Annotated in this window: 14 protein-coding genes; 7 read left to right on the top strand and 7 right to left on the bottom strand. The window is 61.7% G+C overall.

Annotated features, from left to right (window positions below):
* The first annotated feature begins 76 nt into the window (after nt 1–76).
* Both KVG95_RS28115 and KVG95_RS28120 read left to right on the top strand, forming a co-directional pair.
* Entirely contained in the window at nt 77–13060 is a 12984-nt protein-coding gene (locus tag KVG95_RS28115; protein WP_217858721.1) for a non-ribosomal peptide synthetase, read from the top strand.
* A gap of 200 nt (nt 13061–13260) precedes the next feature.
* Nucleotides 13261–14085, top strand: coding sequence for an alpha/beta fold hydrolase (locus KVG95_RS28120; RefSeq protein ID WP_217858723.1), 825 nt, complete (start codon nt 13261–13263; stop codon nt 14083–14085).
* 124 nt (nt 14086–14209) lie between these two features.
* Here the strand turns inward: KVG95_RS28120 and dsbG are convergent, their stop codons facing one another.
* Genes dsbG through dsbD form a run of 3 tightly spaced genes read right to left on the bottom strand, consistent with a single transcriptional unit; the run spans nt 14210 to nt 17555 of the window.
* A complete protein-coding gene (gene dsbG / locus KVG95_RS28125) occupies nt 14210–14977 on the bottom strand; it encodes a thiol:disulfide interchange protein DsbG (RefSeq protein WP_217858725.1) in 768 nt (255 codons plus the stop codon).
* Complete coding sequence (locus KVG95_RS28130; RefSeq protein ID WP_217858726.1) at nt 14953–15819, bottom strand: TlpA disulfide reductase family protein; 867 nt, start codon at nt 15817–15819, stop codon at nt 14953–14955. The genes dsbG and KVG95_RS28130 overlap by 25 nt, the downstream gene beginning before the upstream one ends.
* Nucleotides 15819–17555 carry a protein-disulfide reductase DsbD gene (gene dsbD / locus KVG95_RS28135; RefSeq protein WP_217858732.1) on the bottom strand — a complete coding sequence of 579 codons (1737 nt, stop codon included), beginning with the start codon at nt 17553–17555 and terminating at the stop codon, nt 15819–15821. The genes KVG95_RS28130 and dsbD overlap by 1 nt, the downstream gene beginning before the upstream one ends.
* A gap of 153 nt (nt 17556–17708) precedes the next feature.
* Here dsbD and KVG95_RS28140 point away from each other — a divergent pair, with 153 nt between their 5' ends.
* The 5 genes from KVG95_RS28140 to KVG95_RS28160 all read left to right on the top strand — a co-directional run bounded on the left by KVG95_RS28140 (nt 17709) and on the right by KVG95_RS28160 (nt 22277).
* Nucleotides 17709–18389: a response regulator gene (locus KVG95_RS28140; RefSeq protein WP_030132275.1), complete on the top strand. Its 681-nt coding sequence runs from the start codon at nt 17709–17711 to the stop codon at nt 18387–18389.
* Complete coding sequence (locus KVG95_RS28145; RefSeq protein WP_217858734.1) at nt 18386–19714, top strand: ATP-binding protein; 1329 nt, start codon at nt 18386–18388, stop codon at nt 19712–19714. The genes KVG95_RS28140 and KVG95_RS28145 overlap by 4 nt, the downstream gene beginning before the upstream one ends.
* A 212-nt stretch (nt 19715–19926) precedes the next feature.
* Nucleotides 19927–20412, top strand: a complete 486-nt coding sequence (locus KVG95_RS28150) for a GNAT family N-acetyltransferase (RefSeq protein ID WP_052963927.1) — start codon at nt 19927–19929, stop codon at nt 20410–20412.
* A gap of 143 nt (nt 20413–20555) precedes the next feature.
* On the top strand, nt 20556–21968 hold the full coding sequence (locus tag KVG95_RS28155) for an aspartate aminotransferase family protein (RefSeq protein ID WP_217858736.1): 1413 nt from the start codon (nt 20556–20558) through the stop codon (nt 21966–21968).
* Between the two features lie 81 nt (nt 21969–22049).
* Entirely contained in the window at nt 22050–22277 is a 228-nt protein-coding gene (locus tag KVG95_RS28160; protein WP_007934245.1) for an MbtH family protein, read from the top strand.
* 204 nt (nt 22278–22481) lie between these two features.
* Here KVG95_RS28160 and KVG95_RS28165 read toward each other — a convergent pair whose 3' ends face one another.
* From KVG95_RS28165 to KVG95_RS28180, 4 genes are read right to left on the bottom strand one after another with little or no spacing between them, the layout of a single operon-like run.
* Complete coding sequence (locus KVG95_RS28165; protein ID WP_217858737.1) at nt 22482–23399, bottom strand: metal ABC transporter substrate-binding protein; 918 nt, start codon at nt 23397–23399, stop codon at nt 22482–22484.
* Nucleotides 23400–24299, bottom strand: coding sequence for a metal ABC transporter permease (locus KVG95_RS28170; protein ID WP_007906536.1), 900 nt, complete (start codon nt 24297–24299; stop codon nt 23400–23402).
* Nucleotides 24299–25147 carry a metal ABC transporter ATP-binding protein gene (locus KVG95_RS28175; protein ID WP_225923346.1) on the bottom strand — a complete coding sequence of 283 codons (849 nt, stop codon included), beginning with the start codon at nt 25145–25147 and terminating at the stop codon, nt 24299–24301. Before KVG95_RS28175 ends, KVG95_RS28170 begins: the two co-directional genes overlap by 1 nt.
* Nucleotides 25144–26073: a metal ABC transporter substrate-binding protein gene (locus KVG95_RS28180; RefSeq protein WP_217858739.1), complete on the bottom strand. Its 930-nt coding sequence runs from the start codon at nt 26071–26073 to the stop codon at nt 25144–25146. Before KVG95_RS28180 ends, KVG95_RS28175 begins: the two co-directional genes overlap by 4 nt.
* Between the last annotated feature and the right edge of the window lie 8 nt (nt 26074–26081).

The following is a 26081-nucleotide window of genomic DNA, read 5'->3' on the forward strand; positions in this document are numbered from 1 at the left end:
GTCCTGCATGTCCATGAACGGGCGTGACGTACGAAAACCGATTCCACTTGCAAGCCGAATTCAGGCAGGAAACCTCATGACCGACGCGTTCGAACTCCCCAGCACACTGGTCCAATCCCTTCAGCGCCGCGCGGCCCTGACGCCGGACCGGGTGGCCTTGCGTTTTCTCGCCGAAACCCAGGATCAGGCTGTGGTGCTCAGTTATCGTGAGCTGGATCAACGGGCGCGAACCATTGCCGGTGCGTTGCAGGCCGAGACGTCGTTCGGCGATCGCGCGGTGTTGCTGTTTCCCAGCGGCCCGGATTACGTCGCGGCGTTTTTTGGCTGTCTGTACGCAGGTGTAATTGCAGTGCCGGCCTATCCGCCTGAATCGACCCGTCGTCATCACCAGGAACGTTTGCTGTCGATCATTGGCGATGCCGAGCCGCGCTTGCTGCTGACCAGCGCCGACCTGCGTGATGCGTTACTGCAAATCAACGAGGCGCCGCCGCTGCTATGTGTCGACACCCTCGACAGCGCCCTGGCCGAACGCTGGGTCGCGCCGGACTTGCACGGCGAGCACATCGCCTTCCTGCAATACACCTCCGGCTCCACGGCGTTGCCTAAAGGTGTGCAAGTCAGCCACGGCAACCTGGTGGCCAACGAACTGCTGATTCGCCACGGATTCGGCATCGATTTGAACCCCGATGACGTGATCGTCAGCTGGCTGCCGCTGTACCACGACATGGGCCTGATCGGTGGCCTGTTGCAGCCGATTTTCAGCGGTGTGCCGTGCGTGTTGATGTCGCCGGCGTACTTCCTCGGTCGGCCATTGCGCTGGCTGGAAGCGATCAGCGAATACGGCGGCACCATCAGCGGCGGGCCGGACTTCGCCTACCGACTGTGCAGCGAACGGGTCAGCGAATCCGCTCTGGAACGCCTCGACCTGAGCGGCTGGCGCGTGGCGTACTCCGGTTCCGAACCGATTCGCCTCGACACCCTGGAGCGCTTCGCCGAGAAGTTCGCGGCCTGTGGCTTTACCTCGGACAGCTTCATGGCCTCTTACGGCTTGGCGGAAGCCACGCTGTTCGTTGCCGGCAGCCCGCGCGGTCAGGGCATCCCGGCATTGCGTGTGGATGATCAGGCCTTGGCGCAGAACCGTGCCGAGCCGGGCGATGGCAGTCCGATCATGAGTTGCGGCATCAGCCAGCCGGATCACGCAGTGCTGATTGTCGATGCCGTATCGCTCGAAGAACTCGCCGACAACGCCGTCGGTGAAGTCTGGGCTACCGGGCCGAGCATCGCCCATGGCTACTGGCGCAACCCCGAGGCCACGGCCAAGACTTTCGTCCAGCGCGCTGGCCGCACCTGGTTGCGCACCGGAGACCTGGGTTTTTTGCGGGACGGTGAACTGTTCATCACCGGGCGCCTGAAAGACATGCTGATCGTGCGCGGTCACAACCTTTATCCGCAGGACATCGAGCAGACCATCGAGCGTGAAGTGGAGGTGGTGCGCAAAGGTCGCGTGGCCGCATTCGCAGTCAACATCGAGGGGCAGGAAGGCATTGGCATCGCCGCGGAAATCAGCCGCAGTGTGCAGAAAATCCTGCCGCCCGAGGCGCTGATCAAAGCTATTCGTCAAGCAGTGGCCGAGGCGTATCAGGAAGCGCCGAGCGTGGTGGTATTGCTCAATCCGGGAGCGCTGCCAAAGACGTCCAGCGGCAAGTTGCAACGCTCCGCCTGCCGCAATCGCCTGGCCGATGGCAGCCTCGACAGCTATGCGCTATTCCCGTCGGCAGACGGCGCAAACGCGTTTGAAACCAACGCCGGCTCAGAGCTGCAAATCCTGATCGGCCAGATCTGGTGTGAGCAATTGCAGGTCAAGCAGGTCAATGCCGATGACCATTTCTTCCTGCTCGGCGGAAACTCCATCGCCGCCACTCAAGTAGTCGCACGCCTGCGCGAAGAGTTGGGGCTGGAGCTGAATCTGCGCCTGTTGTTCGAAGCGCCGACCCTCGGCGCATTCGCCACTGCCATCGCTCAGCAACAACAGGATGGCGGCGTGGCCCAAGGCGCGATCATGCCCTTGTCGCGCAGCGAAGCCATGCCGCAATCCCTGGCGCAAAACCGTTTGTGGATCACCTGGCAACTCGACCCGCAGAGCAGCGCCTACAACATTCCCGGTGCCTTGCACCTGCGCGGCGAACTGGACGAAGACGCCTTGCGCGCCAGTTTCCAGCAACTGATCGAGCGTCACGAATCCCTGCGCACACGGTTTTTCGAGCGTGATGGTGTGGCTCTGCAACAGGTCATTACTGCCGGCGAATTCAACCTGCAAGTGATCGACATCAGCGACCTGCCAGCCGCCGAACGTGAAGCCCGCGCGCAGCAGATCCGCGAGGACGAAGCCCGTACACAGTTCGATCTGGAAAAAGGCCCGCTGCTGTGGGTGACGCTCGTGCGCCTCGGCGATGAGGACCATCAACTGCTGGTGACGATGCACCACATCATCGCCGACGGTTGGTCGATGAATGTGCTGATCGACGAATTCTCGCGGCTGTACGCGGCCGCTTCTCAGGGCCAGACCGCCAGCCTTCCAGCGTTGCTGACTCAATACGCCGACTACGGCAGTTGGCAGCGCCAGTGGTTGGCGCAAGGGGAGGGCGAGCGTCAACTCGCTTACTGGAAAGCGCAGTTGGGCGTTGATCATCCGCCCCTGAACCTGGCCACCGATCATCCGCGTTCGGCCCAACACATTCACAGCGCCGCCCGCCACACGCTGCGTTTGGACGCGAGCCTGAGCGATGCCATTCGCCAGACTGCCCAGGTCCATGAATCGACGCCGTTCATGTTGCTGCTCGCGGCATTCCAGAGTCTGCTGCATCGCTACAGCGGCCAACGCGACATCCGCGTCGGCGTGCCAAATGCCAACCGCCCGCGCCTGGAAACCCAAGGGCTGATCGGCTTCTTCATCAACACCCAGGTGCTGCGTGCCGAGGTGGATTCGCGACTGCCGTTTGTTGAGTTGCTGGCGCAAACCCGTCAAGCCGCATTGGACGCGCAAGCGCATCAGGATCTGCCGTTCGAACAACTGCTCGAAGCCTTCCCGCAGGCCCGCGAGCAGGGTTTGTTCCAGGTGATGTTCAACCATCAGCAACGGGATCTCAGTGCGCTGCGTCGCTTGCCGGGACTGCTCGCCGAAGAACTGCCGTGGCACAGCCGCGAAGCCAAGTTCGACCTGCAACTGCACAGCGAAGAAGATCGCAACGGGCGTCTGAGCCTGTCGTTCGACTACGCCAGCGAGCTATTCGACACCACGACTATCGAGCGTCTTGCCGAGCATTTCAGCAACCTGCTGCGAGCCGTCTGCGAACAACCGACGACCGCCATCGGCGACCTGCAACTGCTGACCTCGAGCGAGCACGATCAGCAATCCGCCTGGAGCGCCGCACCCTGCACCCCGGCCAGCCAATGGCTGCCGGAGTTGCTCAACGAACAAGCGCGCCAGACCCCGGAGCGCACCGCGCTGCTGTGGGACGGCGGCAGCCTGGATTTTGCCGAACTGCACGCCCGGGCCAACCGCCTGGCGCATTACCTGCGCGACAAAGGCGTCGGCCCGGACGTGTGCGTGGCCATCGCCGCCGAGCGTTCGCCGCAGTTGCTGATCGGTTTGCTGGCGATCATCAAGGCCGGCGGCGCTTATGTGCCGTTGGACCCGGACTACCCGGCTGAGCGGCTGGCCTACATGCTCTGTGACAGTGGCGTCGAGCTTCTGCTGACCCAAAGCGAATTGCTCGATCGCTTGCCGGCCACCGACCGCGTCAGCGTGATTGCCATGGACGCCCTGCATCTGGAGAATTGGCCAAGCCATACGCCGGGTCTGCACCTGCACGGCGACAACCTGGCCTACGTGATTTATACCTCCGGCTCCACCGGTCAACCGAAGGGCGTTGGCAATACTCACGCGGCCCTCGCTGAACGCCTGCAATGGATGCAAGCCACTTACCGTCTGGACCAGACCGATGTGCTGATGCAAAAAGCGCCGATCAGTTTCGACGTGTCGGTATGGGAATGCTTCTGGCCGCTGATCACCGGGTGCCGCCTGCTGCTCGCCGGCCCCGGCGAACACCGCGATCCGCATCGCATCGCACAACTGGTTCAACAATTCGGCGTGACAACACTGCACTTCGTACCGCCGTTGCTGGCGTTGTTCATCGACGAACCGCTCAGCGCTGAATGCACCAGCCTGCGCCGGCTGTTCTCCGGCGGCGAAGCCTTGCCCGTCGAACTGCGCAATCGAGTGTTGGAGCACCTGCCGGCAGTGCAACTGCACAACCGCTATGGCCCGACCGAAACGGCGATCAACGTCACCCACTGGCATTGCACAACGGCTGATGGCGAGCGTTCGCCGATTGGCCGGCCATTGGGCAACGTACTGTGCCGCGTGCTCGATAGCGATCTCAATCCGGTACCGGCCGGTGTGCCGGGTGAACTGTGCATCAGCGGTATCGGTTTGGCCCGAGGTTACCTCGGTCGTCCAGGTTTGACCGCGGAACGCTTTGTGGTCGATTCGCTGGGCGAGCAGGGCGCACGTCTGTACCGCACCGGCGACCGTGCCCGCTGGACCGCCGACGGCGTGATCGAATACCTCGGCCGTCTCGATCAGCAAGTCAAACTGCGTGGTTTTCGAGTCGAGCCGGAAGAAATCGAAGCGCGTTTGTTGGCGCAGCCCGGAGTCGCCCAAGCGGTGGTACTGGTGCGTGAAACGGCGGCCGGCGGGCAATTGATCGGTTACTACATCGCCACTGAAAACAGCGAAACCGAAGTGGCTCAAACCACGCGCCTGAAAACCGCGCTGGCCGCTGAGCTGCCGGAATACATGGTCCCGGCGCAACTTATGCGTCTGAATGAAATGCCATTAAGCCCGAGTGGCAAACTCGACCGTCGCGCCTTGCCGGAGCCCCAGTGGCAAGTCCGTGAGCACGTCGAACCAGTCACTGCCCTTGAGCAACAAATCGCCGGCATCTGGCGTGAAGTGCTGGGCCAAACACAGATCGGCCTGCGTGATGACTTCTTCGCCCTCGGCGGCCATTCGCTGTTGGCCACGCAAATTATCTCCCGCACCCGCCAGGCTTGCGACGTCGAATTGCCGCTACGAGCGCTGTTCGAGACCAGTGAACTCGGTGCTTTTGCCGAACAGGTTCGCTTGATCCAGGCCAGCGGTAAAACCAACAAACAGCCACCGATCGAGAAGGTCGACCGCAGCCAGCCGGTGCCGCTGTCCTATTCCCAGCAACGCATGTGGTTCCTCTGGCAGATGGAACCGGACAGCCCGGCCTACAACGTTGGCGGCATGGCGCGGTTGCGCGGCGTGCTGGATGTCGGGCGTTTCGAAGCGGCATTGCAAGCGCTGATCATGCGTCACGAAACCCTGCGTACGACGTTCCCGAGCGTCGACGGCGTGGCCCGGCAACAGGTTCATCCGGACACCCGCCTGCGCATGGACTGGAAGGATTTCACCACGCTGGATACCGATGGCCGCGAATGGCAGGTCCAGCAACTGGCCGATGACGAAGCCCATAAACCTTTCGATCTGGAAACCGGGCCGCTGCTGCGTGCTTGCCTGGTCAAGACCGCCGAGCAGGAGCATTACTTCGTCCTGACCCTGCATCACATTGTCACCGAAGGCTGGGCGATGGACATCTTCGCCCGGGAACTGAGCGCGCTCTACGAAGCGTTCGTCGATGATCGCGAATCGCCGTTGCAACCGCTGCCGGTGCAGTATCTGGATTACAGCGTGTGGCAGCGTCAGTGGCTGGAGTCCGGCGAACGTCAGCGCCAGCTCGATTACTGGACCGCGCAACTGGGCCGCGAACATCCGCTGCTGGAATTGCCGGCCGATCGTCCGCGTCCACCGGTGCAAAGTCATCAGGGTGAACTGTTTCGCTTCGACCTCAGCGATGATCTCGCGGCGCGGGTTCGTGCCTTCAACGCCCAAAACGGTCTGACTCTGTTCATGACCATGACGGCCGCGCTGGCGGTGCTGCTTTACCGCTACAGCGGCCAGACCGATTTGCGCATTGGTGCACCGGTGGCCAACCGCATTCGCCCGGAAAGCGAAGGGCTGATCGGCGCGTTCCTCAACACTCAAGTGCTGCGTTGCCAGCTCGACGGGCAGATGTCCGTCGGCGAGTTGTTCGAGCAGGTTCGCCACACCGTGATCGAAGGCCAGTCCCATCAGGACCTGCCGTTCGATCATCTAGTAGAAGCCTTGCAGCCAACCCGCAGCGCGGCTTACAACCCGCTGTTCCAGGTGATGTGCAATGTGCAGCGCTGGGAATTCCAGCAGAGTCGCACCCTGGCCGGGATGACTGTCGAGTACCTGGCCAACGATGCGCGAGCGACCAAGTTCGACCTCAACCTGGAAGTTACCGACCTCGACCATCGCCTCGGTTGCTGCCTGACTTACAGCACCGATTTGTTCGATGAACCGCGCATTGCGTGCATGGCCGGGCACTGGCGCAATCTGCTGGAAGCGTTGCTCGCCGATCCGCAGCAGCGCCTCAGCGAGCTGCCGTTGCTGGAAGCCACTGAACAGCAAAACCTGCTCGACAGCCTCGGCATTGAGTCGGGCGAGCATCGCCTCGATCAATGCATCCATCACCTGTTCAGCGAACAGGCGCTGGTGCGCAAGGACGCGCCGGCCCTGACGTTCGCCGGGCAAACATTGAGCTACGCCGAGCTCGACAGCCGCGCCAATCGTCTGGCCTGGATGCTGCGCGAGCGCGGTGTCGGGCCGCAGGTTCGGGTCGGTCTTATGCTTGCGCGTTCGCTGGAGATGGTCGTCGGCTTGCTGGCGATCCTCAAGGCTGGTGGCGCTTATGTGCCGCTGGACCCGGAATACCCGCTGGACCGCTTGCACTACATGATCGAAGACAGCGGCCTCGGTTTGCTGCTCAGCGATGCGGCGATGTTCGCGGCCCTCGGTGAATTGCCGGCCAGCGTCGGCCGCTGGTGCCTGGAAGAAGACGCCGCCGCACTGGCCAACTACCCGGCCAGCGAACTGCCGTTTATCAGCCTGCCGCAGCATCAGGCGTATCTGATTTACACCTCAGGCTCCACCGGCAAACCGAAAGGCGTGGTGGTGTCCCACGGTGAAATCGCCATGCATTGCCGTGCAGTGATTGAGCGCTTCGGCATGCGCCCGGACGACTGTGAATTGCACTTCTATTCGATCAACTTCGATGCCGCGACCGAGCGTCTGCTGGTGCCGCTGCTGAGCGGTGCGCAGGTTGTCCTGCGTGCGCAAGGCCAGTGGGATGCGCAAGAGATTTGCGGGCTGATTCGTCGGCACAGCATCAACATTCTGGGTTTCACCCCAAGCTACGGCAGCCAGTTGGCGCAATGGCTGGCGACTCAGGGCGAAACCCTGCCAGTGCGCATGTGCATCACCGGCGGCGAGGCGCTGACCGGCGAACACTTGCAACGGATTCGCGCGGCGTTCAAACCGAGCTTGTTTTTCAACGCCTACGGCCCGACTGAAACTGTGGTCATGCCGCTCGCCAGCCTGGCACCCGAGCAACTGGAAGAAGGGCTGGGCAGCGTGCCGATTGGCAGCGTGATAGGCGCTCGCGTCGCCTACATCCTCGATGCCGATCTGGCGTTGGTGCCGCAAGGCGCAACGGGCGAGTTGTACGTCGGCGGTGCCGGTCTGGCGCAGGGGTATCACCAGCGTCCGGGCATGACCGCCGAACGGTTTGTTGCTGATTCGTTCGCCGCCAATGGCGGGCGTCTGTATCGCACCGGCGACCTTGTCCGTCAGCGCGCCGATGGTCTGGTCGAGTACCTCGGCCGGATTGACCATCAAGTGAAGATTCGTGGTTTCCGCATCGAACTGGGCGAGATCGAAACCCGTTTGCTGGAACACAAATCCGTGCGTGAAGCGGTGGTGCTGGCCCTCGACGCACCGAGCGGCAAGCAATTGGTCGGCTACCTGGTCACCAGCGTCGCCGAGCAGGATGAAGCGCAACAAACTGCATTGCGCGAAGCGTTGAAGGCGCACCTGAAATCTCAGTTGCCGGATTACATGGTGCCGACGCACTTGATCCTGCTGGCCAGCATGCCGCTGACCGCCAACGGCAAGCTCGATCGCCGCGCGCTGCCGGCCCCGGACCCGGAGTTGAATCGTCAGCAGTACATGGCGCCGAGCAACGAACTTGAGCTGACCCTGGCCGGGATCTGGTGCGAAGTGCTGAACGTCCAGCAGGTCGGCCTCAACGACAACTTTTTTGAACTGGGCGGCGATTCGATTCTGTCGATCCAGGTGGTCAGCCGTGCGCGGCAGCAGGATATCCACTTCAGCCCGCGTGACCTGTTTCAGCACCAGACCGTGCAGACGCTGGCCGCCGTCGCGACCCGCACCGAGCAGATCACGGCCGAGCAAGGTTTGCTGAGCGGTGAATCGCGTTTGACGCCGATTCAACATTGGTTCTTCGACACTGAAATCCCGCAGCGTCAACACTGGAACCAGGCGTTGCTGCTGGAGCCGACCGTGGCGCTCGACCCGCATCGTCTGGAGCAAGCGCTGCTGGCGGTAATTGAACAACACGACGCCTTGCGTTTGCGTTTCACCGACGTCGCCGGCCACTGGCAGGCCGAACACCAGGCGGTTTCCGACGCTGCCGTGCTGTGGCAGGTGCAAGTGCCGACCATGGACAAATGCGTGGCGCTGTTCGCCGATGCCCAACGCAGCCTCGACCTTGAACAAGGGCCGCTGATGCGGGCGCTGCTTGTCGATGATCCTGAGGGGCAACAACGGCTGTTCATCGCCATTCACCATCTAGTGGTGGACGGGGTGTCGTGGCGGGTGCTGCTGGACGATCTGCAATCGGTTTATCGTCAACTCGAGTCCCGGCAGTCGGCAAAACTGCCGGCGAAAACCAGCGGCTTCAAGGACTGGGCCGCACGGTTGCAGGCTTACGCCGGCAGCGAATCCCTGCGTGAAGAATTGAGCTGGTGGCAGACGCAACTGGCCGGCCCAAGCGCTGAGTTGCCCTGCGATCGTCCGCAGGGTGGTCAGCAAAATCGTCACGCGCAAACCGTCAGCGTGCGCCTCGACAGCGAGCGTACCCGCCAACTGCTGCAACAGGCGCCGACGGCCTATCGCACTCAGGTCAATGATCTGCTGCTGACCGCATTGGCCCGTGTGGTGTGCCGCTGGAGTGGTCACGAATCAGCGTTGATTCAACTCGAAGGCCACGGTCGTGAAACCCTGTTCGACGAGATCGACCTGACCCGCACCGTGGGCTGGTTCACCAGCGCCTATCCGCTGCGCCTCACACCCATGAGTGAACAGGGTGCCTCGATCAAGGCGATCAAGGAGCAATTGCGCGCGGTGCCGCACAAAGGCTTGGGTTATGGCGTGCTGCGTTACCTGGCCGATGGCGTGTGCCGTCAGACCATGGCTGCATTGCCGGTGGCGCCGATCACCTTCAACTACCTGGGGCAGTTCGACCAGAGTTTCGGCAGTGATGCGCTGTTCCGTCCGCTCGATGAACCGGTGGGCGCGGCCCATGATCCACACGCTCCGCTGCCTAACGAGCTGAGCGTCGACAGTCAGGTGTATGGCGGTGAGTTGGTGCTGCGCTGGACCTTCAGCGCCGAACGCCACGATCTGCAAACCATCACCAAACTGGCAGAGGCGTATCTGGGCGAATTGCAAAGCCTGATCCAGCATTGCCTGAGCGACCACGCGGGCGGGCTGACGCCGTCGGACTTCCCGTTGGCCCGACTGACTCAGCCGCAACTCGACGCATTGCCAGTGCCAGCGGCGATGATCGAAGACGTTTACCCGCTGACCCCGATGCAGGAAGGCATGCTGCTGCACACCTTGCTCGAACCGGGCACCGGCCTCTACTACATGCAGGACCGTTACCGCATCAACAGCGAGCTCGACCCGCAACGTTTCGCTCAGGCCTGGCAAGCGGTGATCGCCCGACATGAAGCCTTGCGCGCCTCGTTCTGCTGGAATGTCGGCGAAGACATGCTGCAAGTGATCCACAAACCGGGCAGCACGCCGATCGAATATCTGGACTGGAGCGCGGTGGCCGAAACCGAGCATGAGCCGAAGTTGCAGGCGCTGCTGAAAAGCGAGCGTGAGGCCGGGTTCGATCTGCTCAATCAGGCACCGTTCCACCTGCGCTTGATCCGCGTGGCCGCGGCGCGTTACTGGTTCATGATGAGCAACCACCACATCCTCATCGATGCCTGGTGCCGTTCGCTGCTGATGAACGACTTCTTCGAGATCTACACCGCCCTCGGCGAAGGCCGCGAAGCGCAACTGGCGGTGCCGCCGCGTTATCGCGATTACATTGGTTGGCTGCAACGCCAGAGCCTGGCCGAAGCGCGGCAGTGGTGGCAGCAGAACCTGCGAGGTTTCGAGCGCACCACGCCGATTCCGAGTGACCGGCCGTTCCTGCGTGAACATGCCGGCGACAGCGGCGGCATGATCGTCGGCGACCGCTATACCCGACTCGATTCCCGCGATGGTGCGCAATTGCGCGAACTGGCCCAGGCCCATCAGCTGACCATCAACACCTTCGCCCAAGCGGCGTGGGCGCTGGTGCTGCGTCGCTTGAGCGGTGATCGCGACGTGCTGTTCGGCGTCACGGTGGCCGGGCGGCCGGTGGAGATGCCAGAGATGCAACGCACCGTCGGGCTGTTCATCAACAGCATCGCCCTGCGGGTGAAAATGCCCGAAGACGATCAGCGTTGCAGCGTTCGTCAGTGGCTCACTGGCTTGCTCGACAGCAACATGCAACTGCGCGAGTACGAATACTTGCCGCTGGTGAGCATCCAGGAAAACAGCGAACTGCCTAAAGGCCAGCCGCTGTTCGACAGCTTGTTCGTGTTCGAAAACGCGCCGGTGGAAGTCTCGGTGCTGGACCGTGCGCAGAGCCTCAACGCGACTTCGGATTCGGGCCGCACCCACACCAACTTCCCGTTGACGGCGGTGTGTTATCCGGGCGATGACCTGGGCTTGCACCTGTCCTACGACCAGCGTTATTTCGACGAATCCACGGTCGAGCGCATGCTCGGCGAATTCAAGCGCCTGCTGCTGGCGCTGGTCGAAGGCTTCCATGGCGACATGGCGGATCTGCCGCTGCTGGGCAACGAAGAGCAGGACTTCCTGATCCATGGCTGCAACCAGAGCGAACACGACTACCCGCTGGAGCGGAGCTATGTCTCATTGTTCGAAGCGCAGGTTGCCGAGCATCCGCAGCGAGTTGCCGCCAGTTGTCTTGATCAGCAGCACAGCTACGTTGAGCTGAACCAGCGCAGCAATCGTCTCGGCCATGCGCTGATGGCGGCCGGCGTCGGCCTGGATCAACCGGTGGCGTTGTTGGCTGAGCGCAATCTCGATTTGCTGGGCATGATCATCGGTAGCTTCAAGGCCGGCGCCGGTTACTTGCCGCTGGACCCGAGCCTGCCGAGTCAGCGCTTGAGCCGGATCATCGACCTGAGCCGCACGCCGTTGTTGGTTTGCACTCAGGCGTGTCGTGAACAAGCCGTCACGCTGCTGGAAGAGTTTGGTTGTGCCAATCGACCTCGATTGCTGGTCTGGGAAGACGTGCAGTCGAGCGAAGTTTCGGTGGCCAATCCGGGCATTTACAGTGGCCCGGACAACCTCGCCTACGTGATCTACACCTCGGGTTCCACCGGTCTGCCGAAGGGCGTGATGGTGGAGCAGCGCGGCATGCTCAATAACCAGTTGAGCAAGGTGCCGTACCTGAAACTGAGCGACACCGATGTGATCGCTCAGACCGCTTCGCAAAGCTTCGATATTTCGGTCTGGCAGTTCCTCGCGGCACCACTGTTCGGCGCTCGGGTCGACATTGTGCCGAACAGCATCGCCCACGATCCGCAAGGCTTGTTGGCTCACGTTCAGAGCCAGGGCATCACCGTGCTGGAAAGCGTGCCATCGCTGATTCAGGGCATGCTCACCCAGGACCGCATGAGTCTCGATGGCCTGCGCTGGATGCTGCCGACCGGTGAAGCGATGCCACCGGAACTGGCGCATCAATGGTTGCTGCGTTACCCGGAAATTGGCTTGGTGAACGCCTATGGCCCGGCGGAATGCTCGGACGATGTGGCGTTCTTCCGTGTCGACCTGGCTTCGACGCGCGGCAGTTATCTGCCGATTGGTACGCCGACGGACAACAACCGTTTGTACCTGCTCGATGGCGCGCTGGAATTGGTGCCGTTGGGGGCGGTGGGGGAGTTGTGCGTGGCTGGTACCGGTGTGGGGCGCGGCTATGTGAGCGATCCGTTGCGCACTGCGCAGGTGTTTGTGCCGAACCCGTTCGGCGCACCGGGTGATCGTCTGTATCGCACCGGCGACCTGGCCCGACGTCGCAGTGACGGCGTGCTGGAATACGTCGGACGCATCGACCATCAGGTGAAGATTCGCGGTTACCGCATCGAACTGGGTGAAATCGAGGCCCGTCTGCACGAGCAACCGGAAGTTCGCGACGCGGCGGTGGGGGTGCAGGAAGGTGTCAACGGCAAGCATTTGGTCGGCTATCTGGTCGCAGCGGAGTCGGCGCTGAATCCGAATGAACGACTGGAGCGCATCAAGCAACGTCTGCGCGCCGAATTGCCGGAATACATGGTGCCGCTGCACTGGCTGTGGCTCGACAAGCTGCCGCTCAACGCCAACGGCAAACTCGATCGCAAGGCCTTGCCGGCGCTGGAAATCGGCCAGTTGCAGAGCCAGGACTATCGGGCGCCGCGCAATGAGCTGGAACAGACCCTGGCGGATATTTGGGCCGAGGTGTTGAAGGTCGAGAAGGTCGGCGTGTGTGACAACTTCTTCGAACTCGGCGGCCATTCGCTGCTGGCCACACAGATCGCCTCGCGGGTGCAAAAAGCCCTGCAACGCAACGTGCCGCTGCGGGCGATGTTCGAGTGCAGCACGGTGGCGGAGCTGGCCGAGTACATCGACGGGTTGGCGGCGAGCGACATTACCGAGGAGAAGGTGGATCGGTTGAATGACCTGATGGCGGAGTTGGAGGGGCTGTAATTCTTTAGCGTTTGTGAAGGCCCCTTCGCGAGCAAGCCCGCTCCCACATTTGTCCTGCGAACACAGGCCCAGTGTGGGAGCGGGCTTGCTCGCGAAAGGGCCAGTGCAGACACCACAAAGCTCGGGTTGACTGCCGATCCCATGCGGCTCAGTCTTCCTGTGCTTTTTTAATGGATCCGATTTCACCAGGGAGACAGTCGATGCCCTTCGTAACGGTTGATGGACAAGCGCTTCACTACACAGATCAAGGTACAGGCCCTGCGGTTCTGCTGGCCGGCAGTTACCTGTGGGACCAGGCTATGTGGGCGCCACAGATTGCGGCGCTGTCGCAGCATTATCGGGTCATCGCCCTGGACCTGTGGGGCCATGGCGAATCCGGACGGATGCCCGAATGCACAAAGTCGCTGGATGACGTGGCGCGCCAGGCACTGGCCTTGCTCGATCACCTGGCCATCGATCGCGTCACGCTGGTCGGTCTTTCGGTGGGTGGTATGTGGGGCGTTCGACTGGCGCTGTCGGCGCCGCAGCGGCTCAACGGCCTGGTGCTGATGGACACCTACGTCGGCGCCGAACCGGAACCGACTCGCCAATACTATTTCTCGCTGTTCAAGCAGATTGAAGACAGCGGTGTGATCTCGCCGCAGCTGCTCGATATTGTGGTGCCGATATTCTTCCGTCCAGGCATCGATCCGCAGTCGGCGCTGTATCAGGATTTCCGCGCCAAATTGGCAGCGCTGCCGGCCGACCGCCTGCGTCAAAGCATCGTGCCGATGGGGCGGATTACCTTTGGGCGTGATGATTTGCTGCCGCGTCTGGGTGAACTGAACCCTGAAACCACGCTGTTGATGTGTGGCGATCAGGACAAACCAAGGCCGCCGTCAGAAACCAAAGAAATGGCCGAGTTGATCGGTTGCCCGTATGTGCTGGTGCCGGAGGCGGGGCATATCTCCAATCTGGAGAATCCGGCATTCGTCACCGAGGCGCTGCTGAGTTTTTTGCGCGAGAGAACCTGCAAGTCCGTGTAATCGTTCTTCGCGAGCAAGCCCGCTCCCACAGTTGACCGAGTTCTTTGATTGAAATGCGGTCGAATGTGGGAGCGGGCTTGCTCGCGAAGGCGCCGGTGAAATCACCTCAACCCTGAAGACAGGATCACTTAGGCCCGAGAATCTTCACCAATTTCTCCGGCGACGGCGCCCCTTGCTGCTGTTGCAGCTGACCCTTGTCGTCCATATAGAAAATCGCCGGGGTGGCAGCCAGCTCCAGCTCTTCCATCAACTGCATGTTCGCCGCCAGTTTCGCCTGAATCGCCGGCGGCACGTCTTTCAGTGCCTTGAGCGAACTCTCCTTGCCAGCCTTCTCATGGTCTGCCAACGCTTTTTGCGGGTCCTTGGCGGCCAGCAACGCGGCGGATTTGCCCGGGCTGTCTTCGCGAATGATGCCGACCATAATGTGCCGCAACTGCACCTTGCCGGCCTTGACCCACGGTCGCGCCTGTTCCCAGAACATGTTGCAGTACGGGCAATTCGGGTCGCTGAACAGATAGACGATTCGCGGTGCGTCCTTGTTGCCGTCACCGATCCAGTTGCTCGCTTCCATCTTGCCCCAGATTTCCTTGGCCATTGGCGCGTAGACCAGTTTCTGCAACGGCGCGCTGCTCAGGTCATTGCCTTCGGCGTCGTACAGATTGCCCAACAGTACATGTTTGCCGTCCGGGGTCAGGTACAGCGCCATGCCACGGTTCTGGTACTGCGCCGCATAACCGCGCAGGCCATCGGGCGCGTCGAAGGTGCCGACAATTTTCGCGCCCTTGGCTTCGATCTTCTTGATCGCTTCAGGCAATTCTTCGGCCTGTACCGACGGCAAGTGCAGCAAGGCGGCACCCAGGGTTAACGTCAGCAGGTGGCGGAGGCGGAGCATGGCAATTTCCTTGAAGGCGTGGCCGAGGTGGCCGGGTTTGGGGTGTCGAAGTTTTCCAGGGCACGGGCCAGGCTGGCTTCAGAGAGTTCGCCCAGATGGCTGCCCAGCAGGTGCCCGTCGGGGCTATAGAACAGCGTAGTCGGCAATGCCATGGAACCCACGGCCTGACCCAATCGACCGCTGCCATCGAACAGCACATTAGTCAGGCTCAGGCCTTGGGTTTCGAGGAAGGTGCTGACGCTCTGCATGCTTTCGGCTTGGTTGACGAATAGAAAGGTCAGGTCCGGACGCTGTTGCTGGGCGTTTTCCAGCACTGGCATTTCCCGGCGGCACGGCGGGCACCAGGTGGCCCAAAGATTGATGACCAGCGGCCCGCCCTGATAGTCGCTGAGCTGCACGGTTTGGCCGGCGGCATTGCGCAGGGTGATCTGCGGCAGGCGCGTGCCTTGTTCGTAAATACTCAGGGAGAACGTCGCCAGCAACCAGAACGCCAGACCACTGGCCACGCCAAAGCCCAACGGGCGACGCAGGGCCGGGCGACGCCAGCCTCGATACAGGGCGGCAAGCAACAGCACGACCACCCCGGGCCAGGCGAGAAAACCACCGTCGCGCAGGTCGATGATCTGCCACGGATCGTTGCGATACTGCGCCCAGTAGGCGATCACGAAACCGACCCGGGCCGCCAGCATGCCCAGCAGGAACAGGCTGAACAGCACCGACTCCGGGTTCTCGCCACCGCGCTTGGCCACCCGCCAGCCGACAAAGGTCGCCAGCGCCAGGGCACTGATCAGCAGCAGGTGATTAAGCGCGATGGCAAAGGTGCCGAGGGTAAAAGTCAGCATTAACGAGCGTCTCGGGTGGTGGTCCAGCGTTGCAGGAAGGTGCCGGCATCGACCTCACCGGTGATGCGCTGGCTGCGACGCTCTTCACCATTAGGGCCGATCCACAACAGGCTTGGCGGCCCCGGCACTTTATAACGGCCGAGCAGTTCGCGGCTGGCGGCATTGTCGGCGGTGACGTCCAGCCGTAGCAAGCGCACATCGCTGAGCGCTTCCAGGACCTGCGGTTTGCCGAAGACCTGTTTTTCCATGACTTTGCACGACACACACCAGTCGGCGTAGTAGTCCAGCAGCACCCATTGACCCTGAGCTTTGGCCGCATCGAGTTCGCGTTTCAGTACAGCGGGCTCCTTGACCGTGGTGAATGCCTCATGCGTGCTCGGCGCGGCAGCGCCAGTACGGTCGGCGCTGTACACCTGCAACGGCTGATACGGATCGTCACTGCCACCCGCCGCACCCACCACCAACAGGCTGCCCCACAACCCCAACAGCAGCGAACTGGCGCCGAACAGGTGGGCAACTCGGCCAAATCCTTGCGACTGCTTCCAGGCGCTGTAGGCGGCGATCAGCAACAAGGCGCCACACAGACCGAGCCACAATGATTCAGCCAGCACCGGCCGCAGCATCAGCAACGCAGTAGCGAGGAAGAGGAAACCGAACACGCCTTTGAGCAAGTTCATCCACGCACCCGGTTTGGGCAGAAAGCGATTGCCGACAGTCACCAGCAGCAACAGCGGCACACCGATGCCGATACCCATGGCGAACAGAATCAGCCCGCCGTGCAGCGCATTGCCGCTCTGGGCGATAAAGAGCAAGGCCCCCGCCAGCGGTGCGGTCATGCACGGACCGACCAGCAGGCCGGACAAAGCCCCGAGTACACCGGCACCGATCAGGCTGCCACCGCGCTGATTACGCGAAACATGTTCCAGCCGATCTCGCACGGCCACCGGCAACTGCAGCTCAAAGAAACCGAACATCGGCAAGGCCAGCAGTACGAACACTGCTGCAAAGCTGCCCAACAGCCATGGATTCTGCAGCAGCGCTTGAAGGTTTGCGCCCAGCAGAGCGGCCAGAACGCCCATCGCCGCATACACCAACGCCATGCTGGTCACGTAACTGCCGGCCAGGGCAAAACCGCGTTTGGGCGTGGCACCGCTGCCAACGATCAAACCCGCTAGAATCGGCAGCATCGGCAACGAACATGGCGTGAACGCCAACAGCAGCCCCAAGCCAAAGAACACCAGCAGGCTCCAACCCAGCGCTCGTTGCTGCAGGCCGCTGGCCAAGGCCTGGTCGGGCGCCTCTTCATTAAACGCGGTAAGGACGTTGCTTGCGCCAAGGTCGACCACTTGAGTCTGCGGCGGATAACACAAACCGGCATCGGCGCAGCCCTGGAAGCCTACTTTGATCTGACCAGTGGCTCCGGCCGGAATCTTCAACTCCAGGCCCTGGCGATAGACCTGCTGTTCGCCGAAGAACTCGTCGCTGTGGGACTCGCCCTCGGGCAGAACCGGCACTTGCTCCGGGGCCAGACCGTCGAATTTCAGGCGTTTCTGATACAGGTAATAATTGTCGGCAATCTGCCAATAGAGCTGGGTTTCCCCGGATTCAAGGCGTTCGGAGGTGAAGATGAACGCTTTTTCTACCGGGAGAAACTCGGGTTTGGTCTCGAACGGATTCGTTCCAGCCTGGGCGATACCCGAGATCAACAGAACAAAGAATAAAAACAATCGACGCATGGGTAAGCCTTATCCCTGTGCAAGTGAGGTGCACAGTGGCGGGCGGCGATTAACCGATGATTAACCACACTCGCCTTGTGACAATGGCACTTGCGGCATAATGTCCGCTTAATCGGCTACCGGCCTAATCACCTTTTTTCTACGGGGCTCACCATGCACGTACTGGTTTGTGAAGACGATGAGCTGATCGCCAGCGGCATTGTTGCCGGGTTGACCGCTCAAGGCCTGACCGTCGAGCACGTCGCCACCGCATCAAAGGCCCGGGCGATGCTCAAAGTCGCGGAGTTCGACGTCATGGTGCTCGATCTCGGCCTGCCCGATGAAGATGGCCTGAAGCTTTTGCAGCAGTTGCGTCACCATGGCCTGGAAATCCCGGTGCTGATCCTCACCGCGCGGGATTCGGTCACCGACCGGGTCGACGGCCTGCAAGCCGGTGCCGACGACTACTTGCTCAAACCGTTCGACCTGCGCGAACTTGCCGCGCGCTTGCACACCTTGTTGCGACGAGTGGCGGGGCGCAGCGTCAACCTGATTGAACACGGTCGTTTGACCTACGACCCGAGCAGCCGCGAAACCCTGCTCGGCGGCCAATCGGTGGATCTGTCACGCCGTGAGCAATCGCTGTTGCAAGCCTTGCTGCACAATCGCGGTCGGGTATTGTCCACCGAGCAACTGAAGGACAGCGTCTACGGTTTCAACGACGAACTGGAAAGCAACGCCCTTAACGTCCATATCCATCACCTGCGGCGCAAACTCGGCAATGGCATTGTCGAGACGGTGCGTGGCTTGGGCTATCGCCTGGGGCCGGCCGATGGCGGAGAGCAATCGAAGTGATGAGCCTGCGTTTGCGGCTGAGCCTGACCCTTGGCGCCGCGTTTGCGCTGATCTGGGCCCTGGCCGCCGCCTGGATGCTCAGTGATCTGCGCAACCAGATGATGTTTTCCCTCGACCAGCGACTGGTGGCGTCGGCTCGGATGGTGGCCGGGCTGCTGGAGCAACTGCCGGCGTTGCCGAGCAAGGGCGAGGGGACCCATTTCAGCGCTGAACAGCTGAGCATTCCTGGCGGCATGGCCTGCCAGGTCAGCTCGTTGCGCGGCGAAATCCTGGCCCGCAGCCACAGCAGTCCCGAACAAACCCTGGAAGCCGAAAAAATGGGCTTCCACGATCAAATGATCGACGGCGCACCCTGGCGCAGCTTCACCCTGGCGCGCGGTGATGTGCGCATTACCACCGCCGACCGGCAGATCGAACGCGAAGCACTGAACATGTCTATTCTGCTGGCGGCCTCGGTGCCGGTCGGCGTGGCGCTTCTTGGCTGCCTGTGTCTGCTGTGGCTTGGCATCGGTCAGGGGCTGGCACCGCTCAATCGTATGCGCGATGCGTTGATGCGGCGCAGCGCCGATTCCCTGGAACCGTTGCAGATCCAGCCGCTGCCCAGCGAACTGCAACCGCTGCTGGAAACCCAGAATCAGCTGTTTCAGCGCATCGGCAAGACCATCGAGCGCGAACGGCGCCTGACCGGTGATGCCGCGCATGAATTGCGCAGCCCGCTGACTGCCATCAAAACTCACCTGCAAGTGGCGCGCATGACCGAAGGCAATGCCCGGGATCAATCCCTGGCGCGGGCAGAAGAGGGGGCTGACCGGCTGCATCGCACGCTTGAACAATTGCTGCTGCTGGCGCGCGTCGAGGGCAGTCTGTCGTTCGACGATGGCGTGCAATGCAGCGCCGAACAGGTGGCGAAGCTGGCGATTCAGGATGCGGCCAGCGGTGATCGTCAGCGGATCAAATTTCAGTTGCCGGCCACATTTTCCGATGCGCCGCTGCAAATGCCCGCGGTGCTGTCGATCGCCGCATTGCGCAACTTGCTCGACAACGCCCTGCGCCATACCCCTGACGATGGGGCAGTGGAGCTGAGCCTGGAAACCACTGGCAATCGTGTGAGATTTTTGGTCCGCGACCACGGCCCGGGGATTGCCGAAGATGACTTGCAACACCTGACCCAACGCTTCTGGCGCAACGGCCAGAGCACCGGTTGCGGCCTCGGCCTGGCGATTGTCCAGGCCATCGTCCAGCGCTGCGGCTGCACCCTGCATTTCGACAGCCGGCCGGATGGCTTGCGGGTTGAATTGACGATGCCGTTGCAGCCCATCCAATAAACGACACAAATCCAGTGTGGGAGCGGGCTTGCTCGCGAAAGCGGTGGCACATCCAGAAATGATGTGACTGATAGTCCGCCTTCGCGAGCAAGCCCGCTCCCACATTTATTCTGTGTTGCACACCAAATGTAACGTCTCTCCATTAGCCACCCGGCCCCCACAGCGCTATCGTCCCCGGCAGCTTTGACTCAATGGATTGAGGTAACAGCGCCATGGATGCATCGATACACATCTGCAAGGCAACGCCTGCCGACGCCGGGATCATCAGCCGGATCGTCGAGCGCTCGATTCGCGTCGGCTGCGCGCTCGACCACCGCAACGATCCGCGAACCGTCGCCACCTGGACTCACAACAAAACCATCGAACACGTGCAACCCTGGCTGGCCGACCCGAGGTTGTACCTGAACATCGCCCTATTGCAGGACAAACCGATCGGCGTCGCCATGGCGGCGATCAGTGGCAAGGTCGCGTTTTGTTACGTGCAGCCGGAATGGTTTCGACGAGGCGCCGGACAAGCGCTGGTGCACGATCTCGAAACCTGGTTGATCGCTCAGGGTTTGCCTCAGGCGCGACTCAACAGCACCCGTACCGGCGAGGCGTTTTACCACCGTCTGGGTTACCGGGCTTGCGCTGAAACCTTCACCGTGGCGGGACTCCACGCCATTCCCATGCACAAGGCGCTGTCGCCACCTTCATAGAAAGCTGATCGAGGGTGTAAATCCTTGAGGTCCTGATGCGTTTCCAGAACAGGAAAACCTGCAAGTGCGCCCCGTGACCGGAACGCGCACCTGCCCGGTGTGCAGTTTTGGTCACTATCAACAGCGTATTGAGGGATCGAGAGATGTCAGTCGCTACCAGCCTTATCGAAGATCAGCCGGCCCGGATCGTCTCGACGCCTGCCGAGACGCTTTATCAGTTCAACGAATCGCCGCTGCTGGCCCGTCAGAGCCAGCAGGAATCGAATGCTCGCAGCTACCCGCGGCGTATTCCCTTGGCACTCAAGCGTGCCAAGGGCATTTATGTCGAGGACGTCGAAGGTCGCAGTTTCATCGATTGCCTGGCGGGTGCGGGGACTCTGGCCTTGGGGCACAACCATCCAGTGGTGATCGAAGCGATCCAGCAAGTGCTGACCGATGAACTGCCGCTGCACACACTCGACCTGACCACGCCGGTGAAGGATCAGTTTGTTCAGGACCTGTTCGGTCTGTTGCCGCCGGCATTGGCCGCTGAAGCGAAGATTCAGTTCTGTGGCCCCACCGGGACCGATGCGGTGGAAGCCGCGCTGAAACTGGTGCGCACCGCCACCGGGCGCAGCACCGTGTTGTCGTTCCAGGGCGGTTACCACGGCATGAGCCAGGGCGCGCTGAGCTTGATGGGCAGTCTGGGGCCGAAAAAACCGTTGGGTGCGTTGCTCAGCAGTGGCGTGCAGTTCATGCCGTATCCCTACGATTACCGTTGCCCGTTCGGGCTTGGCGGCGCGCAGGGGGTGCAGGTCAACCTGAATTATCTGGAAAACCTGCTGAATGATCCCGAGGCCGGCGTGCAATTGCCCGCTGCGGTGATCGTCGAAGCGGTGCAGGGCGAGGGCGGGGTGATTCCGGCCGATCTCGACTGGCTGCGCGGCTTGCGACGCATCACCGAGAAGGCCGGCGTGGCGCTGATCGTCGATGAAATCCAGAGCGGTTTTGCCCGCACCGGCAAGATGTTCGCCTTCGAGCACGCCGGGATCATTCCGGACGTGGTAGTTCTGTCCAAAGCCATTGGCGGCAGCCTGCCCTTGGCGGTGGTGGTCTATCGCGACTGGCTCGACACCTGGCTGCCGGGCGCCCATGCCGGGACCTTCCGTGGTAATCAGATGGCGATGGCTGCAGGCTCTGCGGTAATGCGCTACCTGACAGAGCACAAGGTGTGCGAGCACGCCGCCGCCATGGGCGAACGCTTGAGCGAACACCTGCACATCCTGCAACGGGATTTCCCGCAACTGGGCGATATTCGCGGACGCGGCTTGATGCTGGGCGTTGAACTGGTCGACCCGACCGGCGCGCCGGATGCTCAAGGCCATCCGCCGATATTCGGTCATCTGGCGCCGCTGGTGCAGCGCGAATGCCTCAAGCGTGGGTTGATCCTTGAGCTGGGCGGGCGTCACGGCGGTGTCGTGCGTTTCCTGCCGCCGCTGGTGATCACTGCCGCAGAAATCGATCGGGTGGCCGACATTTTCGGCAGGGCCATGGCCGCAGCCATCGCCAGTCTCTAAATTTTTTGGTGCCTTGAACGTTCCTTCTACATAACGGCTGCGCACGCCGCGCAGCCCACCCTACAGCGATGGAGAGACAGCATGACGTCAGTATTCGACCGCGAGGACATCCTCTTTCAGGTCGTGGTCAACCACGAAGAGCAATACTCGATCTGGCCCGACTACAAAGCCGTGCCACAAGGCTGGCGCACCGTGGGCAAGAGTGGCCTGAAAAAGGAATGCCTGGCCTACATCGAAGAGGTCTGGACAGACATGCGTCCACTCAGCCTGCGCCAGAAAATGGAAGAACAGGCGGCCGTGGCTCACTGAGTCACCGCCCAAAAAGAAGCCCGCTGAACCGGTGACGGTCAGCGGGCTTTTTCAGGTCTGGAATTTGTGTTGCTTGTCAGGCCGCCTTCGCGAGCAAGCCCGCTCCCACATTTGAATTTGTGTCGATCACAATATCTGCGCCCGCATCGGTTAAATGTGGGAGCGGGCTTGCTCGCGAAGAACGATTACACGGTCTAACTGACGTTACACCCCGCTCAACCCCTTGATCACGCTATCCACATTCCCTTCCAATTCAGCCACCGGATCTTCCGCATCGACACTCAACACCACCAACCGACTACCGGCCTCGGCAATCACCGCTTTCACCGCGTCCGACGGCTGGCGATGATGCAACACCACCGCCACATCATTGTCCTTGAGCGTCGCACCCAGTTGTTTGAGCACCTCCGGTGTCCACTCGGCATCCGGTCGTGCATCAAGGCCAATCAGCTCCAGGTTGAGGCTGCCGATCAGGTAGCCGAAATGATCGCTCAGGCTCATCACACTCAGATTGTCAGCATCGGCCAAGCGTGACTCACTGTCAGCGCTGAGCTTGAGCAGACGCTGTTTGAGCGCTGCCAGATTGGCATCGATTTTCGGCTTGGCCGCTGGCGCCAGGCGCACCAGGTCTGCCGCCATCACATCCGCCATGCGCCCCATATTGTTGCTGGCCAGCCAAGGCTGACTGTTCAAACCGTCGACCTTGTTGCCAGGCTGCACGGCGATGCCGGGCAAGGCGCCGTCCACCGGGCGGGCGGCGTCGATTTCAATGATGCGGATATTGCTGCGCCGTGAGATCGGGTACAGCGGGTCATCCGCCCACAGTGACCGCAGACCAATCACCGCATCGGCGTCGGTCGACAGTTTGGCCAGCGCCGGGGCACCACGCCCTGTGAAGTAAGCTGTTTGCCGGCTGCCGGGGAGGTTCGCTGGCGCCGCACGTTCAAGGTTGACGTCGGTGCCTTGGAGCAGGACTTCGCCCAGGCCGTAGGTGATGGGCAGGGAGGCGAGTACGCGCAACGGTTTGGCGCTGTCAGCCGCCAGCAGCGGTGTGGTGACCAGCCCACACAGGGGCAATGTGAAGGTCAATGCCAAGGTCAATTGACGCAGAGAAAAAGACATTTATCCGAGGTTCCCTTTCAGACTTGGGACGATGCCGCGAGCGATGGCGGCCAGGGCGAAGGCGATACCGGCCACCAAAATGATCGCGGCACCGGACGGGATAGGCAGGTCAAAGACAATCGGCGCGAGAATTCCGCATAGCGTGCTCACCGTGGCGATCAGCACCGAACACCAGAAGAACCCCTTCAGCGACTGGCTGAGCAAACGTGCGGCCGCCGCTGGAATCACCAACAGTGCGCCGACCAGAATCGCCCCGATGACTTTCACCGCCGCCACCGTGATCAGGGTCACCAGAATTACGAACAGGTAATCCAGAGTCTTCACCGCCACACCACGCACCGCCGCCAGTTGTGGATTGAAACTGGCGAGCATGATGCGGTTGTACAGCGGCAGGGCCAGCGCCATCACCAGCGAACCAACGATGGCCAACACCAGTAGGTCATTGCCGTTGACCGTGAGCACTGAACCGAACAGCACGTTTTCCAGAATGTGCACGTTGATTTTGCCGGCCAGGATCAGCAGCAGGCTCGCACCCAGCGCCAACGATACGGAGAGAAACACACCGATCAACGTATCCGGCGCCAGCCCCGTGCGGTTACGCAGGTAGTTGAGCAAAATGCCAAACAGCAGGCAGTAACCGAACAGGCTGCCATATGGCCCGGTGTAGGGTTCACCGAGCAGAATGCCGATGGCCACACCGGTCAGCGCCGCGTGGCCCACTGCTTCGGAGAAAAACGCGAAGCGCTTGACCACCACCAGCGTACCCAAACCGCCCAACACCGGGCCGATCAACAGCCCGGCGAGCAGGGCATTGACCACAAATCCATAGGCCAGCGCTTCCGGCAGGTAACCCGATGAGGCCCAACCCTGGACCATCAAACGAAAGGCTTCGTAACTCATCAGGCAGCGCTCCGGGGATGGGTCGAGAACAAGGTCAGCAGTCGTTCCGGGGTCAGTGCCTGTTTCGGCGTGGCATCGAACAGTACCCGGCGATTGAGCCCGGTGACCCGGTCCGCCAGTCGCCCGACCGCTTCCAGATCATGCTCGATCCACAGCACGGTGATGCCGCTCTGGCGCCAGTCGCCCAGCAACCGTTCGAACACCTGAATGCCGGCCTCATCGAGGGCCGACATCGGTTCGTCGAGCACCAGCAACTGTGGCGTCGGAATTAGCCCTTGGGCCAACAAAACGCGCTGGCGCTCACCGCCGGAGAGGGCGCCCATGCGCCGCTTGCGTTTGTCCTGCATGCCGACCCGTTCCAGTGCTTCGCCGATGGCTGCCGCGTAGTGTTTGCTCAACCCGAGGAACGCCGGGCGCCGCTGGCACATGGCGGCCATAAAGTCGTCGACGGTCATCGGTAAACCGCGATCGAATTCCAGCGCCTGAGGCACGTAGCCGATGGTCCCCGGTTCGCCAGGCCATTGCAGGCTCAAGCGCCCCTGATGCGGCATTTGCCCGAGTAGGGTTTTGATCAGCGAACTCTTGCCGCCACCGTTAGGGCCGACCAGTGCGTGCACGCTGCCGGGCCGGACTTGAAAGGTCACCTTGTCGAGGATCGTCGTGCGACCCAGCGTGAGACTGACCTCGGCGAAATCCAGCGTAGGCCCCGAAACCTGTGGGAGCGGGCCTGCTCGCGAATGCGGTGTGTCATTTAACGATGATGTTGACTGACTGGACGCCTTCGCGAGCAGGCTCGCTCCCACAGGGGATTCGGGGGTGGTCGGGCTGATGGTTTCTTTAGCCGTCATGCGCCGGACTCCTGAATTGCCCGAACCACGGTGTTGAGGTTGCCGGTCATTTCTTTTTCGTACTTGTCGGCGGTGTATTCGCCATAGGAAATGTGCGACAGCGGGTACAGCTTCACCCCGGATTCACGCTGGATGGTCTCGACGTAAGTGGACGGGAAATCCATCTCCGAGAAGATCACTTTCACGTCCAGTTCCCGCAGTTGATCGATGGTTTTTTTCAGCTGGCTGGGGCTCGGTTCGATACCGTGGGCCGGCTCGACCACGGCGGTCACTTCCAGGCCAAACTCGCGCAGCAAATAGTCGTAGGCGGCATGCACCGTGGCCACGCGCAACTCGGCATTCGGCGCCTGGGTCAGTTTTGCCAGGGCGTCGGCGCGCATCTGCCGCAGGCGTTTGCCGTAGGCGCGGGCGTTCTGGGTGTAGGTTTTGGCGTTGGTCGGGTCAAGCTTGCCCAGTTCCCGGGCGATGTTGTTGACCTGGGCAATGGAGGCGCTGATCGACAAAAACGTGTGCGGATTGACCACCTTGCCGGCACCCCGGGCAGCAACGCCGGTGGCGGCCAGCAGGGGCACGTTTTCGTTGGCTTCGATCACCTTGATGTTCGGGGTTTCGCTGGCGGCGATCATGCGGTCGGCGAAGTCGTCATGGCCCACGCCGTTAAGCACGACCACGTCCAGCCCGCTGATGCGCTTGATGTCTTCGGCCCGCGGCTCGTAGGCATGCGGATTGAAACCGGCCGGGATCAGCGGCACCACTTCGGCTTTGTCACCGACGATGTTGGCCACGTAACTGTAATAAGGGTGCAGGGTGATGCCGATGCGCAGGCGCTTGGCTTCGTCGGCACTGGCCAAAGGTGTCAGCAAACAGGCAAACAGGCCGACTAGCAAGAGGCGAAAAAAGCAATGACATTGAGATGAACTAGGCATGGGAAAGC

The sequence above is a fragment of the Pseudomonas farris genome (assembly GCF_019145235.1).
Lineage (GTDB): Bacteria > Pseudomonadota > Gammaproteobacteria > Pseudomonadales > Pseudomonadaceae > Aquipseudomonas > Aquipseudomonas farris.

Coding starts and splice junctions, on each gene's coding strand:
- KVG95_RS28115 (WP_217858721.1), top strand. CDS start 77: ATGACCGACGCGTTCGAACTCCCCAGCACACTGGTCCAATCCCTTCAG.
- KVG95_RS28120 (WP_217858723.1), top strand. CDS start 13,261: ATGCCCTTCGTAACGGTTGATGGACAAGCGCTTCACTACACAGATCAA.
- dsbG (WP_217858725.1), bottom strand. CDS start 14,977: ATGCTCCGCCTCCGCCACCTGCTGACGTTAACCCTGGGTGCCGCCTTG.
- KVG95_RS28130 (WP_217858726.1), bottom strand. CDS start 15,819: ATGCTGACTTTTACCCTCGGCACCTTTGCCATCGCGCTTAATCACCTG.
- dsbD (WP_217858732.1), bottom strand. CDS start 17,555: ATGCGTCGATTGTTTTTATTCTTTGTTCTGTTGATCTCGGGTATCGCC.
- KVG95_RS28140 (WP_030132275.1), top strand. CDS start 17,709: ATGCACGTACTGGTTTGTGAAGACGATGAGCTGATCGCCAGCGGCATT.
- KVG95_RS28150 (WP_052963927.1), top strand. CDS start 19,927: ATGGATGCATCGATACACATCTGCAAGGCAACGCCTGCCGACGCCGGG.
- KVG95_RS28155 (WP_217858736.1), top strand. CDS start 20,556: ATGTCAGTCGCTACCAGCCTTATCGAAGATCAGCCGGCCCGGATCGTC.
- KVG95_RS28160 (WP_007934245.1), top strand. CDS start 22,050: ATGACGTCAGTATTCGACCGCGAGGACATCCTCTTTCAGGTCGTGGTC.
- KVG95_RS28165 (WP_217858737.1), bottom strand. CDS start 23,399: ATGTCTTTTTCTCTGCGTCAATTGACCTTGGCATTGACCTTCACATTG.
- KVG95_RS28170 (WP_007906536.1), bottom strand. CDS start 24,299: ATGAGTTACGAAGCCTTTCGTTTGATGGTCCAGGGTTGGGCCTCATCG.
- KVG95_RS28175 (WP_225923346.1), bottom strand. CDS start 25,147: ATGACGGCTAAAGAAACCATCAGCCCGACCACCCCCGAATCCCCTGTG.
- KVG95_RS28180 (WP_217858739.1), bottom strand. CDS start 26,073: ATGCCTAGTTCATCTCAATGTCATTGCTTTTTTCGCCTCTTGCTAGTC.